This window comes from Rhizobium mayense, assembly GCF_030272705.1.
Lineage (GTDB): Bacteria > Pseudomonadota > Alphaproteobacteria > Rhizobiales > Rhizobiaceae > Rhizobium > Rhizobium mayense.
Map to the genome: position 1 here is coordinate 1 of NZ_JARFYM010000027.1, position 15,836 is coordinate 15,836.

A 15,836-nucleotide genomic window follows, 5' to 3' on the forward strand; every position below is an offset into this window, starting at 1 on the left:
AGCCGTGAAGCCGTTGCCGGCGTCATAGTTGTAGGTGATCTGGTTGAGTTCGTACGGGCCGTCATAGATCACGTCGTCGTTGATGACGTCGCCGGCGTAGCCGGTGAACAGGTTGTACTGCGAGTCCTGCTTACCAACCAGGAAGCCGGCCAGGCTGATGTTAGCCCAGAGCAGCTTGGGGGTCGTGGAACCGCCTTCCTGCCAGTCGAAACGGTAGACGGTGTTGGTCTTCAGCGGACCGTATTCGGTGTCCGATGCGGTGTCGATAGAAAGCTGAGCGCGGGTATGCCACAGCGTACCATAGTCGCCGCCAGGGCCCGGATTGTAAGCGTTGTACCACTTACCTTCGGTACGGACCATGCCGCCGATCTTGAGGCAGGTCTCAGTACCCGGGATGAAGAAGTAGCCAGCGCCATATGCGTCGCAGATGCGGACGTATTCGAGCGGCTCCGGCTCAGCAGCGACGACAGCGTCGGCTGCCTGAGCGCCGGAAACTGCCGCGAGGGCAGCAGCGGAGCCGAGAAGAAGGCTCTTGATATTCATAAATACTCCAATCCAATATAGATTGGGCACAGGCTATCGCGCCGAAAAATCGACGTGCCTCACCCTATCCCTGTTAAAAACCCCGACTCGGGAGAAACGGGCCCCACCCGCTTCTGGCGGCTATTAAGTACGAATTCCTGCAAAGTTATATGATATATTTGCCGCAGAATGACTTTTTCGTGATTTTTCAATTTTAGTTGCAGGATCGCAACAGTCAAAAACAAAATAGTAAGTGCGACATAATATTGTCTTAGCAATAATCATTTAGAGATACGAAATAGAAAAAGGGCTGCCCCATGGGACACCAAGGGAACATCGACTGCCGCCAGAATTTTCGTGCTGAATGTGGACACACGCCGCACCCAAGCCAGATCGGCGCCTTCAGCGACGCGGAGCTGAATTGTTGTGAGCGATGAATGTCGGCGAGCGCTTCTTAATAGAGAACAGTGCGTTTCGAAGTCGGCGATATCAGCTTGCTGAGCATGGCGCCAATTGCGATGCCCCAGAGGGCGCCGGCCATGGCGACGATGATATCCATCGGAGAACCGTAGCTTCCATTTGCCAGAAAATGCGAGAAGCCGAGCGCCGAAACGCTGCCGATCATCAACAGGCAGGTGAAAGAGGGCGATTGTGGATAGGCAAGTCGCGCCAGCATGCCTGCGACGCAGAGCGCGCTCGCGCGATATACATTGAAGGGATTGCCGAACTCGGCCTGCCAATTGAGATGCGCAAAAGTTACGGCAACCAGTGCCGCGATATAACCCCAAGCGATAATTTTCAAAAACCGGCCCGATATCATGGGGCTATTCTATAGCTGCAATCCTCGTTAGGCGGCGCGCACATTTTGTGTGTTTTCGAAATAAATTGTTGCGTGATGAGCCGGCACCATCGTGCCGGCCCGCAGGATGCAAACGGACCCTCAGGCGTTGGAGGCGTTCAGCGTTTCCTCGTCGCCCTCCGGCTCTAGGTCCACGGATTCGATGGTACTCTCCTCAGTGCCGCGACCAAGGAAGGTGAAGACGACGATTGCCGTGATGGTCGTGATCGCCGTCAGGAGCCACAACAGCGCGCTAAAGGCATCGCTGTAGCCTTGAATTAGCTGAGTATGTCCGATCGACGGCACATTCGATGCTGCATCGAGAAGATCGCCCGTGACGAGTCGTTGCGCTGCGATGGAGGCATGTTCGCCCGCCTCGGCACCGAGATAGGATTGAATGAGTGCTGACAGCACTGCGCTGACGACAGCAAGAGCAACACCTTCGCCGGCGACACGGGTGGTGCTGAAGATGCCGGTCGCCATGCCTGCGCGTTCTTTTGGAACGACGCTGACTGCAAGTCCATCCATCAAGCCCCAAGGCAGGCTGATACCGATGCCGATCGTCAACAGCGGTACAATCAACGCCGTCGGTGCTGATCCCGTGGCGAGATGGCTGAGCCAGAACAGTCCGGCGGCGGAAATGATAAGGCCAGCACTGCAGATGGTGGCGGCCGTGAACCATCGCGTCAGCAGACCAGCAACGATCGGCAGAACGAGAAGCGGCGCCGACAGGGCGACCATCATGCGGCCAGCGGCGACCTCGCTCATGCCCTCGATGCCCACGAAGCGAACGGGAAGCAGGATGAGCAGTACGACGAAGGCATAGGCCGGCGCTGTCGCCAGCAACTGCACGCCGACGAAACGCGGATACCGAAACAGAGTGAGATCCAGCATCGGGCGCTTTACCGAGCGTTCGATGATGCCAAAGGCCACAAAGAGCGACGCCGCACCCGCGAGCAAGGCGATGACCAGCGGGTCGCTCCAACCGCTTTCCGGAGCGCGCAACACGCCGTAGGTGAACAGCGTTAACGCAAGAGTAAAGCTGAGCGCGCCCGGCCAATCGAGACCGGCAGCATCGGGATCTTTGGACTCGGTCAGGAAATATGCGCCGAGGCCGAAGGCTAGGCCGGCGAGGATGACGACCAGAAGAAAGATCGCCGGCCAGCCGAAGGTTTCGATCATCAGGCCGGACGCGATCGGTCCGAACGCAAGACCGACGCCGAAGCTTGAGCCGACGATGCTGAAGGCGCGCATGCGCGCTGGCCCCTCGAACTCCTGCGCGAGGGATGCCATGCCGCCGGAAAATGCCGCGGCCGCTCCCATGCCTTGCAGCGCCCGCAGGATATCGAACCAGACGATGTCGCCGGCAAAGGCCAATCCCGCCGAGAATAAAGCGAAGCCGCCGAGCCCTATGAGGAAGATGCGCTTGCGCCCGAAGCTGTCGGCGAGGGCGCCGGCGGCCATCAGGCTGCTGCCGAAGGTCAGCATGAAGGCATTGGTGACCCAGTTGAGCGCGATCGGGCTGCCGCCAAGCGTCCGGCTGATGGCGGGCAGGGCGACGGCAGGACCGGTGAAGGTCAGGGGCATGGCGGCGGCCGCGCAACAGACGGCGATAAGAACGAATAGTTTTTCGGCCGGACTCGCGGCCTTTATCTTGTTTGGATGCATCGGGATTTCCGCTGAGCTTGAGCAAAAAAGAACCCGCGGTCGGTTTGGGAGTGGAAATCCATTGGCCGCGGGCGTGATGAAATACCGAAGCAGGATAATTTTGCTTTAATCGCAGGAAAATAGTGCTTAGCTTCCACATATACTGGAAGAAAACGCTCGAATGGACAAAGGGAATGGATCGGCTAAGTGGCTTGACTGCTTTTGTGCGAACAGCTGATCTCGGCAGTTTTGCTGCCGCGGGGCGCGTGCTAGGCCTTTCGGCCTCCGCCGTCGGAAAGGCGGTGACCAATCTCGAGCATCAGCTCGGCGTGCGGCTGCTGCAGCGCTCGACCCGCAGCATCCGCCTGACGGAGGAGGGGCGCCTCTTCCATGAGCGCTGCCGGCGTGTGCTTGATGATCTCGACGATGCCCAGGCGTCGCTCGCCCAGGCGGTCGCCGCACCACGCGGGCGGCTGCGCGTCAGCGTGCCCATCGTCAGCTACCATCTCCTATTGCCGGTGCTGCCGGAATTCATTGCCCGCTATCCCGAAGTCGAACTCGATATCGACTTCAACGACCGCATTGTCGATATGATCGAAGAGGGCGTCGATGTGGCGATCCGCAGCGGCAACTTGCCGGATTCGCGGCTGATGTCGCGCTCGCTACGTCCGTTCCAGATGCTGCTATGCGCAGCTCCCAGCTATCTCGAACGTTATGGCGTCCCCGATTGCCCGCGCGCCCTCGACGGCCATTTGGCCATCCACTTTCGCTTCCCCAACAGCGGCAAGGTCCAGAACTGGCCTCTGACCTTGCCGGAAGGCGAACCGGAATTGCGCACGCGCACGGTCTTGTCCTGCAACAACATGGAAGCATTGCGTGGCGCTACTCTCAGCGGCCTCGGTATCGGCTGCATGCCGGATTTTTTGGCCCGCAGCGCGCTCGCGGAGGGCACGCTGCACACGGTACTTGACGACCATATCGATGGCCCAGGTCGTTTCCACCTGCTTTGGCCATCCAATCGCCACCTTTCTCCCAAGGTGCGGGTCTTCGTCGATTTTCTGAGCGAACGACTTTTCGCGGAGCGCTGTGAGGCTCTGCCGGGCGCAGCAGCCTGATCATAAAGCCAGTTTGCCGGGATATTGTTTCGAACCGCTTCTCAGGCAGTTGCCGCGCGCGCTCGATTTTGCGACGGTGCCGGGCGTGAATGAAATGAAAATCCGCCGCCCCGGGGACAGCCCCAGCGGCGGCTAGGTTTGAAAGCACGATGAGCCGTTTCTGGAGCCCTATAGTCCATTCCTTGACCCCCTATGTCGCCGGCGAGCAGCCGGTCATCAGCGGCCTGGTCAAACTAAACACCAATGAAAGCCCCTATGGGCCTTCGCCGCTGGCGCTGGAGGCTATTTCGCAAGCCACCGCCGATACGCTGCGGCTCTACCCCGATCCAACGGCGCAGGATTTGCGTGCCGCCATCGCCGAAAGCTTCGGCCTCGACGCGAACGAGGTTTTCGTCGGCAACGGATCGGACGAGGTGCTGGCGCATACGTTCCAGGGACTGTTGAACCACGACGGGCCGCTGCTGTTCCCCGACATCACCTACAGTTTCTATCCAACCTATTGCCGCCTTTATGGAATCACGTTCCAGCAAATCCCGGTCGACGGTGAGATGCGGGTTCGGCTTGATGATTATCGCCGGCCATGCGGCGCCATCATCCTGCCCAATCCCAACGCGCCGACGGGCATCGGGCTGCCGCTCGCCGAGATCGAGAGCCTTCTCCGCGATCATCCCGATCAGGTAGCCGTCATCGACGAGGCCTATGTCGATTTCGGCGGCGAAAGCGCCGTTCCGCTCGTCCGCCGCTATCCGAACCTGCTGGTAATCCAGACGCTCTCCAAGTCTCGCGGGCTGGCCGGCCTGCGCGTGGGCTTTGCCGTCGGGCAAAGGCCGTTGATCGAGGCGCTGGAGCGGATCAAGGACAGCTTCAATTCCTATCCACTCGATCGGCTAGCCTTGGCGGGTGCGCTGGCGGCCTGGAAGGATCGAGAGTGGTTCGAGCGCCACCGCGACCTGATCGTCGCCAGCCGGCAGCGGCTGGCCGTCGCCTTGCGGGAACTCGGCTTCGAGGTACTGCCATCGTCGGCCAATTTCCTGTTCGCGCGTCATCCCGGCAAAGCCGGGGCGGAACTGGCGGCGGAACTGAGAAGCCGGAAAATCCTGGTCAGGCGCTTTTCCGCCGCGCGCATCGAAGACTTCCTACGCATCAGCATCGGGACCGATGACGAATGCGATCGCCTCTTGGCGGCGCTCGGCGAAATATTGCGGTGATCTGAGTCCCTAGCGGGTCGAAACTGCTTCAGTCAAAGCGGACGGCGGTCGTGTTCGCGCCGCAAAGCAGCACGGCCACACGCTCGTCCGGGGCCGGAACATATTTGCCGGCAAGGAGCGCCGCAAAGGCCGTCGCGCCGCCGGGTTCGGCGACGATCCGCAGCCGATCCCACAAGGTCTGCTGCGCTTGCCGGATCTCGTCGTCGGATACCAGCACGGGCCGCTGCGCGTAGGCTCGGGCGATCGGGAACATCAGCTCGCCGACGCGCTTCGGCGCCAGCGAATCGGCGGCGATGCTGCCTGCGGGGGCATCGACCGGATGTCCGGCCTCGAAGGCCCGCCAGAGCGTCGGCGCGCCTTCCGGTTCGACGGCCATGACCCGGACGCGTCCCCGGAACCAGGCGGCGATCCCGCCAATGAGTCCGCCGCCGCCGACCGCGACCAGCAGCGTCTCGATATCGGGGATGTCAGCCTCGATCTCGAGCCCGATCGTTCCTTGCCCAAGCAAGGTCTCGGGCTGGTCGTAGGCGTGGATCGCCATGGCACCTTGTTCCTCGCCCCATTGCTGGCTGGCGGCAAGCGCATCGGCATAACGCTCCCCGCCGATGACGAGGTTGGCCCCATAGCCACGGATGCGCTCGGCCTTGGCCGGCGATGTTACGCTCGGCACGAAGATGGTCGCCGGAATGCCGAGCCGCATAGCGCCATAAGCGACCGCCGCGCCATGATTGCCGCCGGATGCCGCAACGACACCCGCCGTCGGCACCTCTCTGCCGAGCAGGCTGGAAAAGGCGCCTCGCGCCTTGAACGAGCCGGAATGCTGCAGAAATTCGAGCTTGAAGTCCACGCGGCCCGGATTAAGGCCGAAATCCGCGAGGTCCGAATGTAAAACCGGCGTGTGACGGATATGGGGGCGAATCCGCTTTTCGGTTTCTGCAATACGTTCGGGGGTGATCTTTGTGTCGGGAAGCATGGGCATCTCGCGGACAAAAGTTGACAATAACTTTGTTACTTAGCAAAATGACGAAATGCAAGAGGTTGATCTTATCAAGGCCTTGGCCAACGAACGCCGCATCAGCATTCTCGGATGGCTGAAGGATCCCCGCGCTCATTTCCCTCCACAGATCGACGGCGATCTGGTGGAGGATGGCGTTTGCGCGCTCCTCATTGCCGAGAAACTCGAAATATCCCAGGCAACCTTGAGCGAGCACATGCGCATTCTGGTTCAAGCCGGTCTGGTGCGGCCAAAACGCATCAAACAATGGATCTTCTACAAGCGCGATGAATCCCGCATGGCAACGCTGGCGGCAGTGGTCGCAAGCCTCTAGGCAATATGACCGCGCCGCACTGCGAGTGGGTTTCCCAAAATGAAAAAGGCGGCTGAGTTGAGCCCGCCGCCTTCTTTATCAGATGCGATAGCGATCAGATATCGCTAGCCGCGTTCGCCCAAATCTCCGCAGCCTGTGCTGCCGTGACCCGGCGGACCTCGGTTTCGTCGCGGCGGCTCGCGAAGAGTTCGCTGGCCATGATCTGGTCGGCGAGATCTGCGGGCAGAGAAAGCAACACGCGTTGGCCGTCCTTGTGGATACCGCCGACGTCGGCGCGCTTGCCGGTGATCATGCCGCCGGCGACCGTATTGTTGCTGTCCGGATCGATCAGGATGAAAGAGCCGGTCGAGCGGTTCTGGTCGTAGGGATCGAAGACCGCAGCTTCGTCAAAGGAAAGGCGGACCTTGCCGATGGCGTTCATCCACAGCGACTGTGCCGGTGCCCAGGCGCCGGTCTTCAGCTCGAGCTGAGCGATCGGCTGCACCTGCACGCGCTGGCGGCGGCTACCGCTCTTCAGCCAATAGCGCTTGCCAGGCTCGATGCCTTCCGGCTGCAGCGCGACGATCTCAGCGTCGAAGGCGAGGCCGGACTGCGGCTGGCTGTCGATGGCGACGATCATGTCGCCGCGCGACACGTCCACTTGCCGGTCGAGCACAAGCGTGATGGCGTCGCCCGCGACGGCGGCGTTGCGCACGAGATCGAAGGTGACGATCTTCGAGACGTTAGCGACCATGCCAGATGGCAGGATCATGACGCTGTCGCCCGGCTTCACCGAGCCACCGGCAACGGTGCCCTGATAACCACGGAAGCTTTCGCCCGGTCGCGACACGCGCTGCACCGAGAGGCGGAAGCCGACCGTCTGCGCCGAACGCACGGTGGCGAGTTCCAGCGTTTCGACCAGCGTCGGGCCGGTGTACCAGGGCATGGAGGCCTCGCCGGAATAAACGACATTCTCGCCCTTCAGCGCCGACATCGGAATGGCAGTGATCTGCTTGACGCCGAGCGACAGGGCGAATTCACGGAAATCATGCGAAATCTTCTCGAAACCGGCGCGGTCGTAGTTCGTCAGGTCGATCTTGTTGACGGCCAGCACGAACTGCTTGATGCCGAGCAGCGATGCGATTGTCGCATGGCGGCGCGTCTGTTCAAGGATGCCCATGCGCGCATCGACCAGCAGTACCGCAAGATCGGCGGTGGAGGCGCCGGTCGCCATGTTACGGGTGTATTGCTCGTGGCCGGGTGTGTCGGCGACGATGAAGGAGCGCTTGTCGGTCGAGAAATAGCGATAGGCGACATCGATGGTGATGCCCTGTTCGCGCTCGGCCTGCAATCCGTCGAGCAGAAGCGCGAAGTCGGGCAGGCCGAGATCATTCTGCTTGCCGGTGGAATCGCGTTGCAGCGTAGCGGCCTGGTCTTCCTTGACGGCCTTGGTATCCCAGAGCAGACGACCGATCAGCGTGGACTTGCCGTCGTCGACGCTGCCGCAGGTGATAAGGCGAAGCGGGCGCGAGTCGCGCGCCGCCCTGACGGGCTCGGCCGCCGGCAGTGTGACGACGTTTGCGGTTGCGGCTGCGGTCATCTCAGAAATATCCTTCACGCTTCTTCTTTTCCATGGAGCCGGATTGGTCGCGGTCGATCGCGCGGCCCTGCCGTTCGGAAACCGTGGCGATTTCCAGCTCTGCTATAACGTCTTCGAGGGTGGTGGCAGTGGAGCGGATCGCCCCCGTCAGCGGGAAGCAGCCGAGTGTACGGAAGCGGATGACTTCCTCGCGCTTGACCTCGCCGGGCAGCAGTTCAAGCCGCGGATCTGCCGCCATGATCATCATGCCGTCGCGCTCGACGATCGGGCGTTTCTCCGCGAAATAGAGGGGTACGATCGGGATTTCCTCGGCCTGGATGTAGCGCCAGATGTCGACTTCGGTCCAGTTCGACAGCGGGAACACGCGAACGCTCTCGCCCTTGCGAATCTGGCCGTTATAGATGTTCCAGAGTTCAGGGCGCTGATTGCGCGGATCCCAGCGATGGTCCGGCGTGCGGAAGGAATAGATGCGCTCCTTGGCGCGCGAGGCCTCTTCGTCGCGGCGCGCACCGCCGAAAGCGGCATCGTATTGACCCGCATCGAGCGCCTGTCGTAACGCTTCTGTCTTCATGATGTCGGTGTAACGCGCCGAACCATGAGTGAACGGCGTGACGTTCTCAGCCTTGCCGCGTGGATTGATATGCTCGATCAGGTCGAGGTCATATTTCTTCACGATCTCGTCGCGGAAGGTGATCATTTCGGCGAACTTCCAGCCGGTGTTCACGTGCAGGAGCGGGAAGGGCACGCGGCCGGGATAGAAGGCTTTACGCGCCAGATGCAGCAGCACCGAGGAGTCCTTGCCGATCGAATAGAGCATGACCGGACGTTCGAATTCGGCCGCCACTTCGCGGAAAATGTGGATCGACTCGTTTTCCAGCGCCTTCAGATGCGGATCGAGTGGCGGTTTGGTGCTTTGCGGATTGGAGAGTTCCTTATCCGGACGGCTATCGGGCATTTCTAACTCCAGAACTTCAATTGATCCCGACTGGCAGCTGTCGGAAAGAATGGGATGAATTGGTTCTCGGTAGGTGGCGGCGGATCTAAGCGCGCTTCAACCGGTAGCCGGGAACCGGCGGGTGTTTATTGGGCGACGGCCGCCGTTTCCTCGTGAACATGCAGACCGCATTCGCGCTTCTCGTCGTTTTCCCACCACCAGCGACCGGCCCGCTCGGGCTCGCCCGGCTTGATGGCACGGGTGCAGGGTTCGCAGCCGATCGAAGGGTAGCCGCGCTGATGCAGCGGGTTCACCGGCACGCCATTGTCGGCGACGTAGGCACGGATCGTGTCGATGTCCCAGTCGGCAAGCGGGTTGACCTTGATGAGATTGCGCTCCGGGTCGTATTCGGCAAAAGGCGTATCCGCACGATTGGCGGATTGGCCGCGGCGCAGGCCGGTGATCCAGATCGTTGCCCCGGAAAGCGCTCGCGCAAGCGGCTTAAGCTTGCGCACGCCACAACAGGCATGCCGCGCTTCGACGCTTTCGTAGAATCCATTGAGGCCATATTTGGCGGCATAGGCATCGATGTCGGCCTGTTCCGGCTCATATCGGACGATGCGGATATCGTACTGGCTCTCCGTCTCGTCGATCAGGGCGAGCGTTTCCGGGAAGAGACGGCCGGTCTGCAGCGTCGCAACTTCGATCGGCAGGCGATGGTTGCCGATCTCCGCGGTAATGACCTGATCTTCGATCCCAAGGGAGGTCGTAAAGACGACTCGGCCGCCGAGGCCGGCGACCAAAGACAGACGGCCGGCGAGATCAAGCGCCGCCAACCGGCTGTTCAGTGTTCCGGCTTCTTCGATAAGAGTGATGGCAGTCATCGGGTATCCTGTCCTGATATTGCCACGGAGTATCGCAGCTTGTCAGCGGAGCGGACAGAAAAACGGATTTCGAAAGCAAGGGAATAGAGAGCAAATATCTCCATGAAGCCGCGCCCATGCGGAAAACCGACCGCCTCGGCTGTTAACCAAGACGTTTTGCCCTCTGAAACGGGCGAGCGCGGCGACGCCGATAAGACTAGTCATATCTAAGCGCTTGCTTTAATGTCTATAGAAATAGTAGAGTTACACGTAGCTTGTCAAACGGAAATCGGAAGTGATGGCCAAAAAGATGCGAAATGCGGAATTTTGCCCTAAACTGTGGGCATAGTGATAAGAACGAAAACAAGGCTGGGTTGCTGACATCGCCAATGCTTTTCTACTTTACAACTTGATGCAGAATTGAAGCCCGGTCAAAGTGTTGAGAGTTCCGAAACGATGCTGCCGTAAGTGTCGGGCGAGCGCATCGTATGTGTGTGTAGACGGTTCGAAATGATCACTCAAAAAGCAAAATATGCGCTGCGGGCGCTGTCTGCTCTTGCTCAGGGCGAGGCAGGCGAGCCGATGATGATTTCCGATATTGCTGCGCAGCAGAAAATCCCGAAGAAATTTCTGGAGCAGATCCTTCTCGACCTGAAACATCAGGGTATCGTCATCAGCCGCCGCGGCAAGCAGGGCGGTTATCTTCTGCGCAAGCCGGCGAATGAAATCACCTTCGGCGAGATCCTGCGCATCATCGACGGGCCGATCGCGCCGCTGCCCTGCCTTTCCATCACCGCCTATCGCCGCTGTGACGATTGCGACGGCGAACAGACCTGCGAGATCCGCCACGTTTTCGCGAAGGTCGCCGATGCGACCCGCAAGGTCCTGTTCTCGACGACCATCGCCGATGCGGCAGCGTTGCCGGATAATGCCGAGGTCGCCCGGTTGCTCGCCTGAGTGAGCTTCAGCCGGCCGCGTGTTCGTCGCCAGCTTCTTTCTCGATTGCCCGCCGCGCCCGGATCGCCGCCGCGATGAAGACGCGCGACAATCCGTGATAGAGCGGCTCGCGCGATAAGAGGCGAGACGTGACATAGCCGATCATCGATACCGCCATGATTGGAATGACGGCCTGGTGATCGCCGGTCATTTCCAGGATGATGACGAAGGCCGTCATCGGCGCTTGCACCACGCCGGCGAAATAGCCCGCCATACCAAGGATCGCCGCCAGCGCGATGCTGCTGCCGATGAGCGTGCCGACCGTGCTGCCGAGCCCGGCGCCGACGGCTAGCGACGGCGCGAAAATACCGCCTGGAATGCCTGATATCATCGACAGGAAGCCCGCCAGCAGTTTTTCGATAAAGAACAGCGGAGGCAGGGCATGTCCCTCCACCGCGCCGCGCGCCTGATCGTAGCCGGTGCCAAACGTGCTGCCGCCGGAGGCGACCCCGATCGCGGCAACCAGAATGCCGCAGCAGGCGGCGAGCATCAGCATGCGCCTGAGAGGCTGCGGCTGCGCCCACCGGCGAATGCGAATGCCGGCATATAGCGCAAAACCGCTGAAAGCTGCCCCGAGCGCGCCGCCGCCGATGCCGCAGATCAGGACGAGGCCCCAATCGGCAAGTGCTGTCGGCGCTGCATTGGCCGTGCCGAAATAATTATAGCTGCCGGAAAGCCCGAGGGCCGCGAGGCCCGAGAGGATAACCGCAGTCAATACAAGGCCATTGGCACGCGATTCATAGGTGCGGCTCATCTCCTCGATGGCAAAAACGATGCCGGCGAGTGGCGTATTGAAGGCGGCCGCGATGCCGGCTGCCGAACCCGCCAGGATCAACCCCTTGGCCTGCGCCATGCCGCCGAAGCGAGCGACCGCCAGCATGAAGGAAGCGCCCACCTGCACCGTCGGTCCTTCGCGGCCGATCGAGGCGCCGCTGAGCAACCCGAGAACGGTCAGCACGATCTTCCCAAAGGCAAGCCGAAGCGACAGCAGCTTCGTGCGGTCTTCCTCATGATGCAAATGCCGCGCCGCGATCGCCTGCGGGATGCCGCTGCCTTGAGAATTCGGAAACAGCGTCGCCGCTAGCCATGCCGAGAGAACGAAGCCGAGCGGCGTCAGCGCGAGCGGCAACAACCAGGTCCACTCCCCGGAACTCGTCACTCTCGCAAAGGCGTGCTGCGCGAGATCGGCCAGTTTGGCGAAACCGACGCTGATCACCCCGATAGCCAAGGCTCCCGTCCAAAATACCAGCCGCGGCCGCCAGAGATGGATCGAACTCCGGAAAACACGGGAGCGGCGGAGGAGTTTGGATTTGCGGTAGATAGGGGACATGGATTTCGAACCGGACAACCATCCATTTATGATTCTTCTGTTTAGGTCCGAACACCTAACCCTTGGATAAAGTTCATGATAGTCAAACTGTGTTACGGCTGATCACGTCAGGTCTTCATTGACTCTGGTCGGTGACCGTCCTCGCCGTCCGACGTCAGCGGCAAAAGGACTACCATTGAAGCCGTCGACGTTTACCGATCGCTCACCGTCCATCGCGGGTTGATCCAGGGTTCCTGGTTCGATCGCGCCAGCCTTGGCTTGCCGAGGATATGGTCGGCAGCCTTTTCGCCGGTCATGATCGAAGGGCCGTTGAGATTGCCGTAGGTGACATGCGGGAAGATGGAGCTGTCGGCAACACGTAGGCCGTCGACGCCGATGACGCGGGTGTCAGGGTCGACCACGGCCATTGGGTCGTCCTTCGAGCCCATCTTGCAGGTGCCGCAGGGATGATAGGCGCTCTCCAGGTGCTCGCGGAGGAAGGCGTCGATCTGATCGTCGGTCTGGACGTCGGGGCCTGGTTGGATCTCCGGCCCGCGATATTCTTCGAAGGCCTTTTGCCCGAAGATCTCGCGTGTCAGGCGCACGCAGTGACGGAACTTTTCCCAGTCCTCGGGATGGCTCATATAGTTGAAGCGGATGACGGGATCGGCTTTCGGGTCGGAGGAGCGCAAGGTAACGGCGCCGCGCGATTTCGACAGGTTATAGCCGACATGCGCCTGGAATCCGTGGCTCTTCGCTGCGGCCTTGCCGTCGTAGCTGATGGCGACCGGCAGGAAGTGATATTGGATATCCGGCTGCTTGATGCCCGGCGCCGATCGCACGAAGGCGCAGGCCTCGAACTGGTTGGAGGTTCCGAGACCGGATTTGAAGAACATCCACTGCGCCCCGACGATGCCTTGCTTATACCAGGGCAGCCAGGAATAAAGCGAAACGGGCTTCAGGCTGGTCTGCTGGAAATAGAATTCCATGTGGTCCTGCAGATTGGCGCCGACGCCCGGCCGGTCCACCTTCACCTCAATGCCCATGTCCTTCAGATGCTGTCCTGGGCCTATACCGGAGAGCATCAGCAGTTTCGGTGAATTGAAGGAGGAGGCCGAGACGATGACTTCGCGGTTCGCTCTGACGATTTCAGTCTTGCCGCCGCGCTCGATTTCAACGCCCGTCGCACGCCCGTCTTCAATCACCACCTTGTGGGCAAGGCAGCGGATCAATTGGACATTTCGCCTTTTCAGCGCTGGCTTCAGATAGGCTGTCGCCGCGGACCAGCGCCGGCCGGCCCAGGTCGTCTGCTCCATCAGGCCGAAACCTTCCTGTTTGCGGCCGTTATAGTCTTCCGTCGCCTCGAAGCCGGCCTGCTTGCCGGCTTCGATAAAGGCATGGAACAAGGGATTGCGGGCATCGCCGCGCCGGACATGCAAGGGGCCGTCGGTCCCGCGCCAGCCCGCTTCGCCGCCATGCGAATGCTCCATCCGCTTGAAGTAGGGGAGTACGTCGGCATAGGCCCAGCCATGGGCGCCGAGCTCTTCCCAGCGGTTGAAGTCCTCCGCATGGCCCCTGACATAGACCATGCCGTTGATCGAGGACGAGCCACCGATGACCTTGCCGCGCGGCGCAGTGATGCGCCGATTGTTCAGCTGCGGCTCAGGCTCTGAGAGATAGCCCCAATTATAGCGGTTCATGCTCATGGGCCACGCAAGGGCGGCTGGCATCTGGATGAAGGGGCCAAAATCGCTGCCGCCGAATTCCAGCACGATGACCGAATGGTTGCCGTCCTCCGACAGCCGATAGGCCATGGCGGAGCCGGCGGAACCCGAGCCGATGATGACGAAATCTGCCTGTTGCATTTTATCTCCCTGTGGCCGCCTCGATCCTTGGAGGCCCGCCTTTGGCGAGCACCTCAGGATGAGGCGGATCATCGTCCGCGCCTGTGGTTGGTCGCTCTCGACCTCACGCTGAGGTGCCGCTGCAGGCGGCCTCGAAGGGCGAGGTTGAGCTCCGAGGTTGCGTTAATAAGGTGCCTGCACCGGCCCCATGCCGACATAGATTGTCTTCAGCTCGGAATAGTGCTCCAGCGCGGCCAACGAATTCTCGCGGCCGAAGCCGGATTGCTTAGAGCCGCCGAAGGGAATTTCGACCGGGCAGAGATTGTAGGTGTTGATCCACAACGTGCCGGCTTCAAGCTGGTCGACGACACGGTGCGCGCGGGTGAGGTCGCCGGTGAAGACGCCGCCGGAAAGGCCGAATTCGGTGGCATTGGCGCGGGCGACCACCTCCGCCTCGTCATCGAAATCCAGCACGCACATGACCGGGCCGAAGATTTCTTCGCGGGCGATGGTCATATCGTCGGTGACATCCGCAAAAACGGTCGGCTGCACATAGTAGCCTTCACCGGCGACATTGTTCGGAATGCCGCCGCCGGCAACAAGCGTCGCCCCTTCCGCTTTGCCCTTCTCGATGTAGGAGAGCACCTTTTCCCGCTGCGCCCAGGAGACCATAGGCCCGATCTGGGTGGCCTCATCCATGGGGTCGCCGATCAGCATGGCTTCCGTGCGCATCTTCAGGCGCTTCAGAAATTCGGTCTTGATTTTCCTGTTGACGAAAACGCGCGTGCCGTTCGAGCAGACCTGGCCGGTCGAATAGAAATTGCCGAGCATGGCGCCGCCGATGGCGCTGTCGAGATCGGCGTCGTCAAACACGATCAGCGGCGACTTGCCGCCGAGCTCCATGGTGACGTGCTTCAGGCTTCCCGCAGCGGCGGCGGCGACCTTGCGGCCGGTCGGAACCGAGCCGGTGAGCGAGACTTTGGCGACGTCGGGATGGTTGATCAGCAACGGCCCAGTTTCGCGGTCGCCCTGGATGACGTTGTAAAGCCCTTTCGGCAGACCGGCCTCGATCAGGATCTCGGCAATCTTCAGCGCACCGAGCGGCGTGTTTTCAGACGGCTTGAATACCATGGCGTTGCCGGCCACCAGGGCAGGCGCGCCCTTCCAGCAGGCGATCTGTTGCGGATAATTCCAGGCGCCGATGCCGACGCAGATACCGAGCGGCACGCGCTTGGTATAGGCGAAATCGCCGCCGAGGGGGATGTACGAACCGTTGAGCCCGGCTGCGGCCACTCCGCCGAAGAATTCGAAACTATCGGCACCGGAGGTCGGGTCTGCGACGATCGTCTCCTGGATCGGCTTACCGGTGTCGAGGGTTTCCAGCTCGGAAAGCTCGCGGTTGCGCTCGCGCATGATCTCGGCGGCACGCCTCAGGATGCGGCCACGTGCTGTAGGGCTCATCGCGGCCCATTCCGGCTGTGCCTGCTTGGCGCTGGCGATCGCCTTCTCGACGATGGCGGGGGTTGCCGCATGCAGCCGGGCGATTACTTCGCCCGTCGCCGGATAGATACTTTCGATGACGGTACCATCGGTGTCCTCGACATATTCCCCATCGATGAAATGCGAGGCTTTCGGCTGGGCTTTGAGGGTCAT

The 15,836-nt window shown here is 61.0% G+C and carries 14 protein-coding genes; 4 read left to right on the plus strand and 10 right to left on the minus strand.

The window, feature by feature from the left end; genetic code table 11:
• From PY649_RS25160 to PY649_RS25170, 3 genes are all read right to left on the minus strand, one after another.
• On the minus strand, window positions 1-543 hold a 543-nt coding region (locus tag PY649_RS25160; protein ID WP_285871572.1), incomplete at its 3' end, for a porin.
• 433 nt (window positions 544-976) lie between these two features.
• Complete coding sequence (locus PY649_RS25165; RefSeq protein WP_285871573.1) at window positions 977-1,342, minus strand: hypothetical protein; 366 nt, start codon at window positions 1,340-1,342, stop codon at window positions 977-979.
• 120 nt (window positions 1,343-1,462) lie between these two features.
• On the minus strand, window positions 1,463-3,028 hold the full coding sequence (locus tag PY649_RS25170; RefSeq protein WP_285871574.1) for an MFS transporter: 1,566 nt from the start codon (window positions 3,026-3,028) through the stop codon (window positions 1,463-1,465).
• A gap of 173 nt (window positions 3,029-3,201) precedes the next feature.
• Here PY649_RS25170 and PY649_RS25175 point away from each other — a divergent pair, with 173 nt between their 5' ends.
• A complete protein-coding gene (locus PY649_RS25175) occupies window positions 3,202-4,122 on the plus strand; it encodes a LysR family transcriptional regulator (protein WP_285871576.1) in 921 nt (306 codons plus the stop codon).
• Window positions 4,123-4,271: 149 nt separating this feature from the next.
• Window positions 4,272-5,330, plus strand: coding sequence for a histidinol-phosphate transaminase (hisC, locus tag PY649_RS25180; RefSeq protein WP_285871577.1), 1,059 nt, complete (start codon window positions 4,272-4,274; stop codon window positions 5,328-5,330).
• A gap of 28 nt (window positions 5,331-5,358) precedes the next feature.
• Here hisC and PY649_RS25185 read toward each other — a convergent pair whose 3' ends face one another.
• The gene (locus PY649_RS25185) at window positions 5,359-6,303 is read right to left on the minus strand and encodes a threonine/serine dehydratase (RefSeq protein WP_285871578.1); all 945 of its coding nucleotides are present in this window, start codon (window positions 6,301-6,303) and stop codon (window positions 5,359-5,361) included.
• 55 nt (window positions 6,304-6,358) lie between these two features.
• On the opposite strand from PY649_RS25185, the gene PY649_RS25190 reads away from it, so the two are divergent.
• Window positions 6,359-6,658 (plus strand): ArsR/SmtB family transcription factor, encoded by a 300-nt coding sequence (locus PY649_RS25190; protein ID WP_285871579.1) that lies wholly within the window; start codon window positions 6,359-6,361, stop codon window positions 6,656-6,658.
• 94 nt (window positions 6,659-6,752) lie between these two features.
• Here PY649_RS25190 and cysN read toward each other — a convergent pair whose 3' ends face one another.
• From cysN to PY649_RS25205, 3 genes are all read right to left on the minus strand, one after another.
• Complete coding sequence (gene cysN / locus PY649_RS25195; protein ID WP_285871580.1) at window positions 6,753-8,237, minus strand: sulfate adenylyltransferase subunit CysN; 1,485 nt, start codon at window positions 8,235-8,237, stop codon at window positions 6,753-6,755.
• Window position 8,238: 1 nt separating this feature from the next.
• Window positions 8,239-9,192, minus strand: coding sequence for a sulfate adenylyltransferase subunit CysD (cysD, locus tag PY649_RS25200; RefSeq protein WP_285871581.1), 954 nt, complete (start codon window positions 9,190-9,192; stop codon window positions 8,239-8,241).
• Between the two features lie 125 nt (window positions 9,193-9,317).
• Window positions 9,318-10,055 carry a phosphoadenylyl-sulfate reductase gene (locus PY649_RS25205; RefSeq protein ID WP_285871582.1) on the minus strand — a complete coding sequence of 246 codons (738 nt, stop codon included), beginning with the start codon at window positions 10,053-10,055 and terminating at the stop codon, window positions 9,318-9,320.
• Window positions 10,056-10,544: 489 nt separating this feature from the next.
• On the opposite strand from PY649_RS25205, the gene PY649_RS25210 reads away from it, so the two are divergent.
• The gene (locus tag PY649_RS25210) at window positions 10,545-10,991 is read left to right on the plus strand and encodes an RrF2 family transcriptional regulator (RefSeq protein WP_285871583.1); all 447 of its coding nucleotides are present in this window, start codon (window positions 10,545-10,547) and stop codon (window positions 10,989-10,991) included.
• Between the two features lie 7 nt (window positions 10,992-10,998).
• On the opposite strand, the gene PY649_RS25215 is transcribed toward PY649_RS25210, so the two are convergent.
• The 3 genes from PY649_RS25215 to betB all read right to left on the minus strand — a co-directional run bounded on the left by PY649_RS25215 (window position 10,999) and on the right by betB (window position 15,836).
• On the minus strand, window positions 10,999-12,360 hold the full coding sequence (locus PY649_RS25215) for a chloride channel protein (protein ID WP_285871584.1): 1,362 nt from the start codon (window positions 12,358-12,360) through the stop codon (window positions 10,999-11,001).
• A 191-nt stretch (window positions 12,361-12,551) separates the two neighbouring features.
• The gene (gene betA, locus PY649_RS25220; protein WP_285871585.1) at window positions 12,552-14,204 is read right to left on the minus strand and encodes a choline dehydrogenase; all 1,653 of its coding nucleotides are present in this window, start codon (window positions 14,202-14,204) and stop codon (window positions 12,552-12,554) included.
• 162 nt (window positions 14,205-14,366) lie between these two features.
• Window positions 14,367-15,836 carry a betaine-aldehyde dehydrogenase gene (gene betB / locus PY649_RS25225; RefSeq protein WP_285871586.1) on the minus strand — a complete coding sequence of 490 codons (1,470 nt, stop codon included), beginning with the start codon at window positions 15,834-15,836 and terminating at the stop codon, window positions 14,367-14,369.

Bases quoted from the DNA above. Each gene is read 5' to 3' on its own strand.
- PY649_RS25185 (WP_285871578.1), bottom strand. From the start codon at position 6,303: ATGCTTCCCGACACAAAGATCACCCCCGAACGTATTGCAGAAACCGAA.
- cysN (WP_285871580.1), bottom strand. From the start codon at position 8,237: ATGACCGCAGCCGCAACCGCAAACGTCGTCACACTGCCGGCGGCCGAG.
- cysD (WP_285871581.1), bottom strand. From the start codon at position 9,192: ATGCCCGATAGCCGTCCGGATAAGGAACTCTCCAATCCGCAAAGCACC.
- PY649_RS25205 (WP_285871582.1), bottom strand. From the start codon at position 10,055: ATGACTGCCATCACTCTTATCGAAGAAGCCGGAACACTGAACAGCCGG.
- betB (WP_285871586.1), bottom strand. From the start codon at position 15,836: ATGACCCTCAAAGCCCAGCCGAAAGCCTCGCATTTCATCGATGGGGAA.
- PY649_RS25175 (WP_285871576.1), top strand. From the start codon at position 3,202: ATGGATCGGCTAAGTGGCTTGACTGCTTTTGTGCGAACAGCTGATCTC.
- betA (WP_285871585.1), bottom strand. From the start codon at position 14,204: ATGCAACAGGCAGATTTCGTCATCATCGGCTCGGGTTCCGCCGGCTCC.
- PY649_RS25210 (WP_285871583.1), top strand. From the start codon at position 10,545: ATGATCACTCAAAAAGCAAAATATGCGCTGCGGGCGCTGTCTGCTCTT.
- PY649_RS25165 (WP_285871573.1), bottom strand. From the start codon at position 1,342: ATGATATCGGGCCGGTTTTTGAAAATTATCGCTTGGGGTTATATCGCG.
- PY649_RS25215 (WP_285871584.1), bottom strand. From the start codon at position 12,360: ATGTCCCCTATCTACCGCAAATCCAAACTCCTCCGCCGCTCCCGTGTT.
- PY649_RS25170 (WP_285871574.1), bottom strand. From the start codon at position 3,028: ATGCATCCAAACAAGATAAAGGCCGCGAGTCCGGCCGAAAAACTATTC.
- PY649_RS25190 (WP_285871579.1), top strand. From the start codon at position 6,359: ATGCAAGAGGTTGATCTTATCAAGGCCTTGGCCAACGAACGCCGCATC.
- hisC (WP_285871577.1), top strand. From the start codon at position 4,272: ATGAGCCGTTTCTGGAGCCCTATAGTCCATTCCTTGACCCCCTATGTC.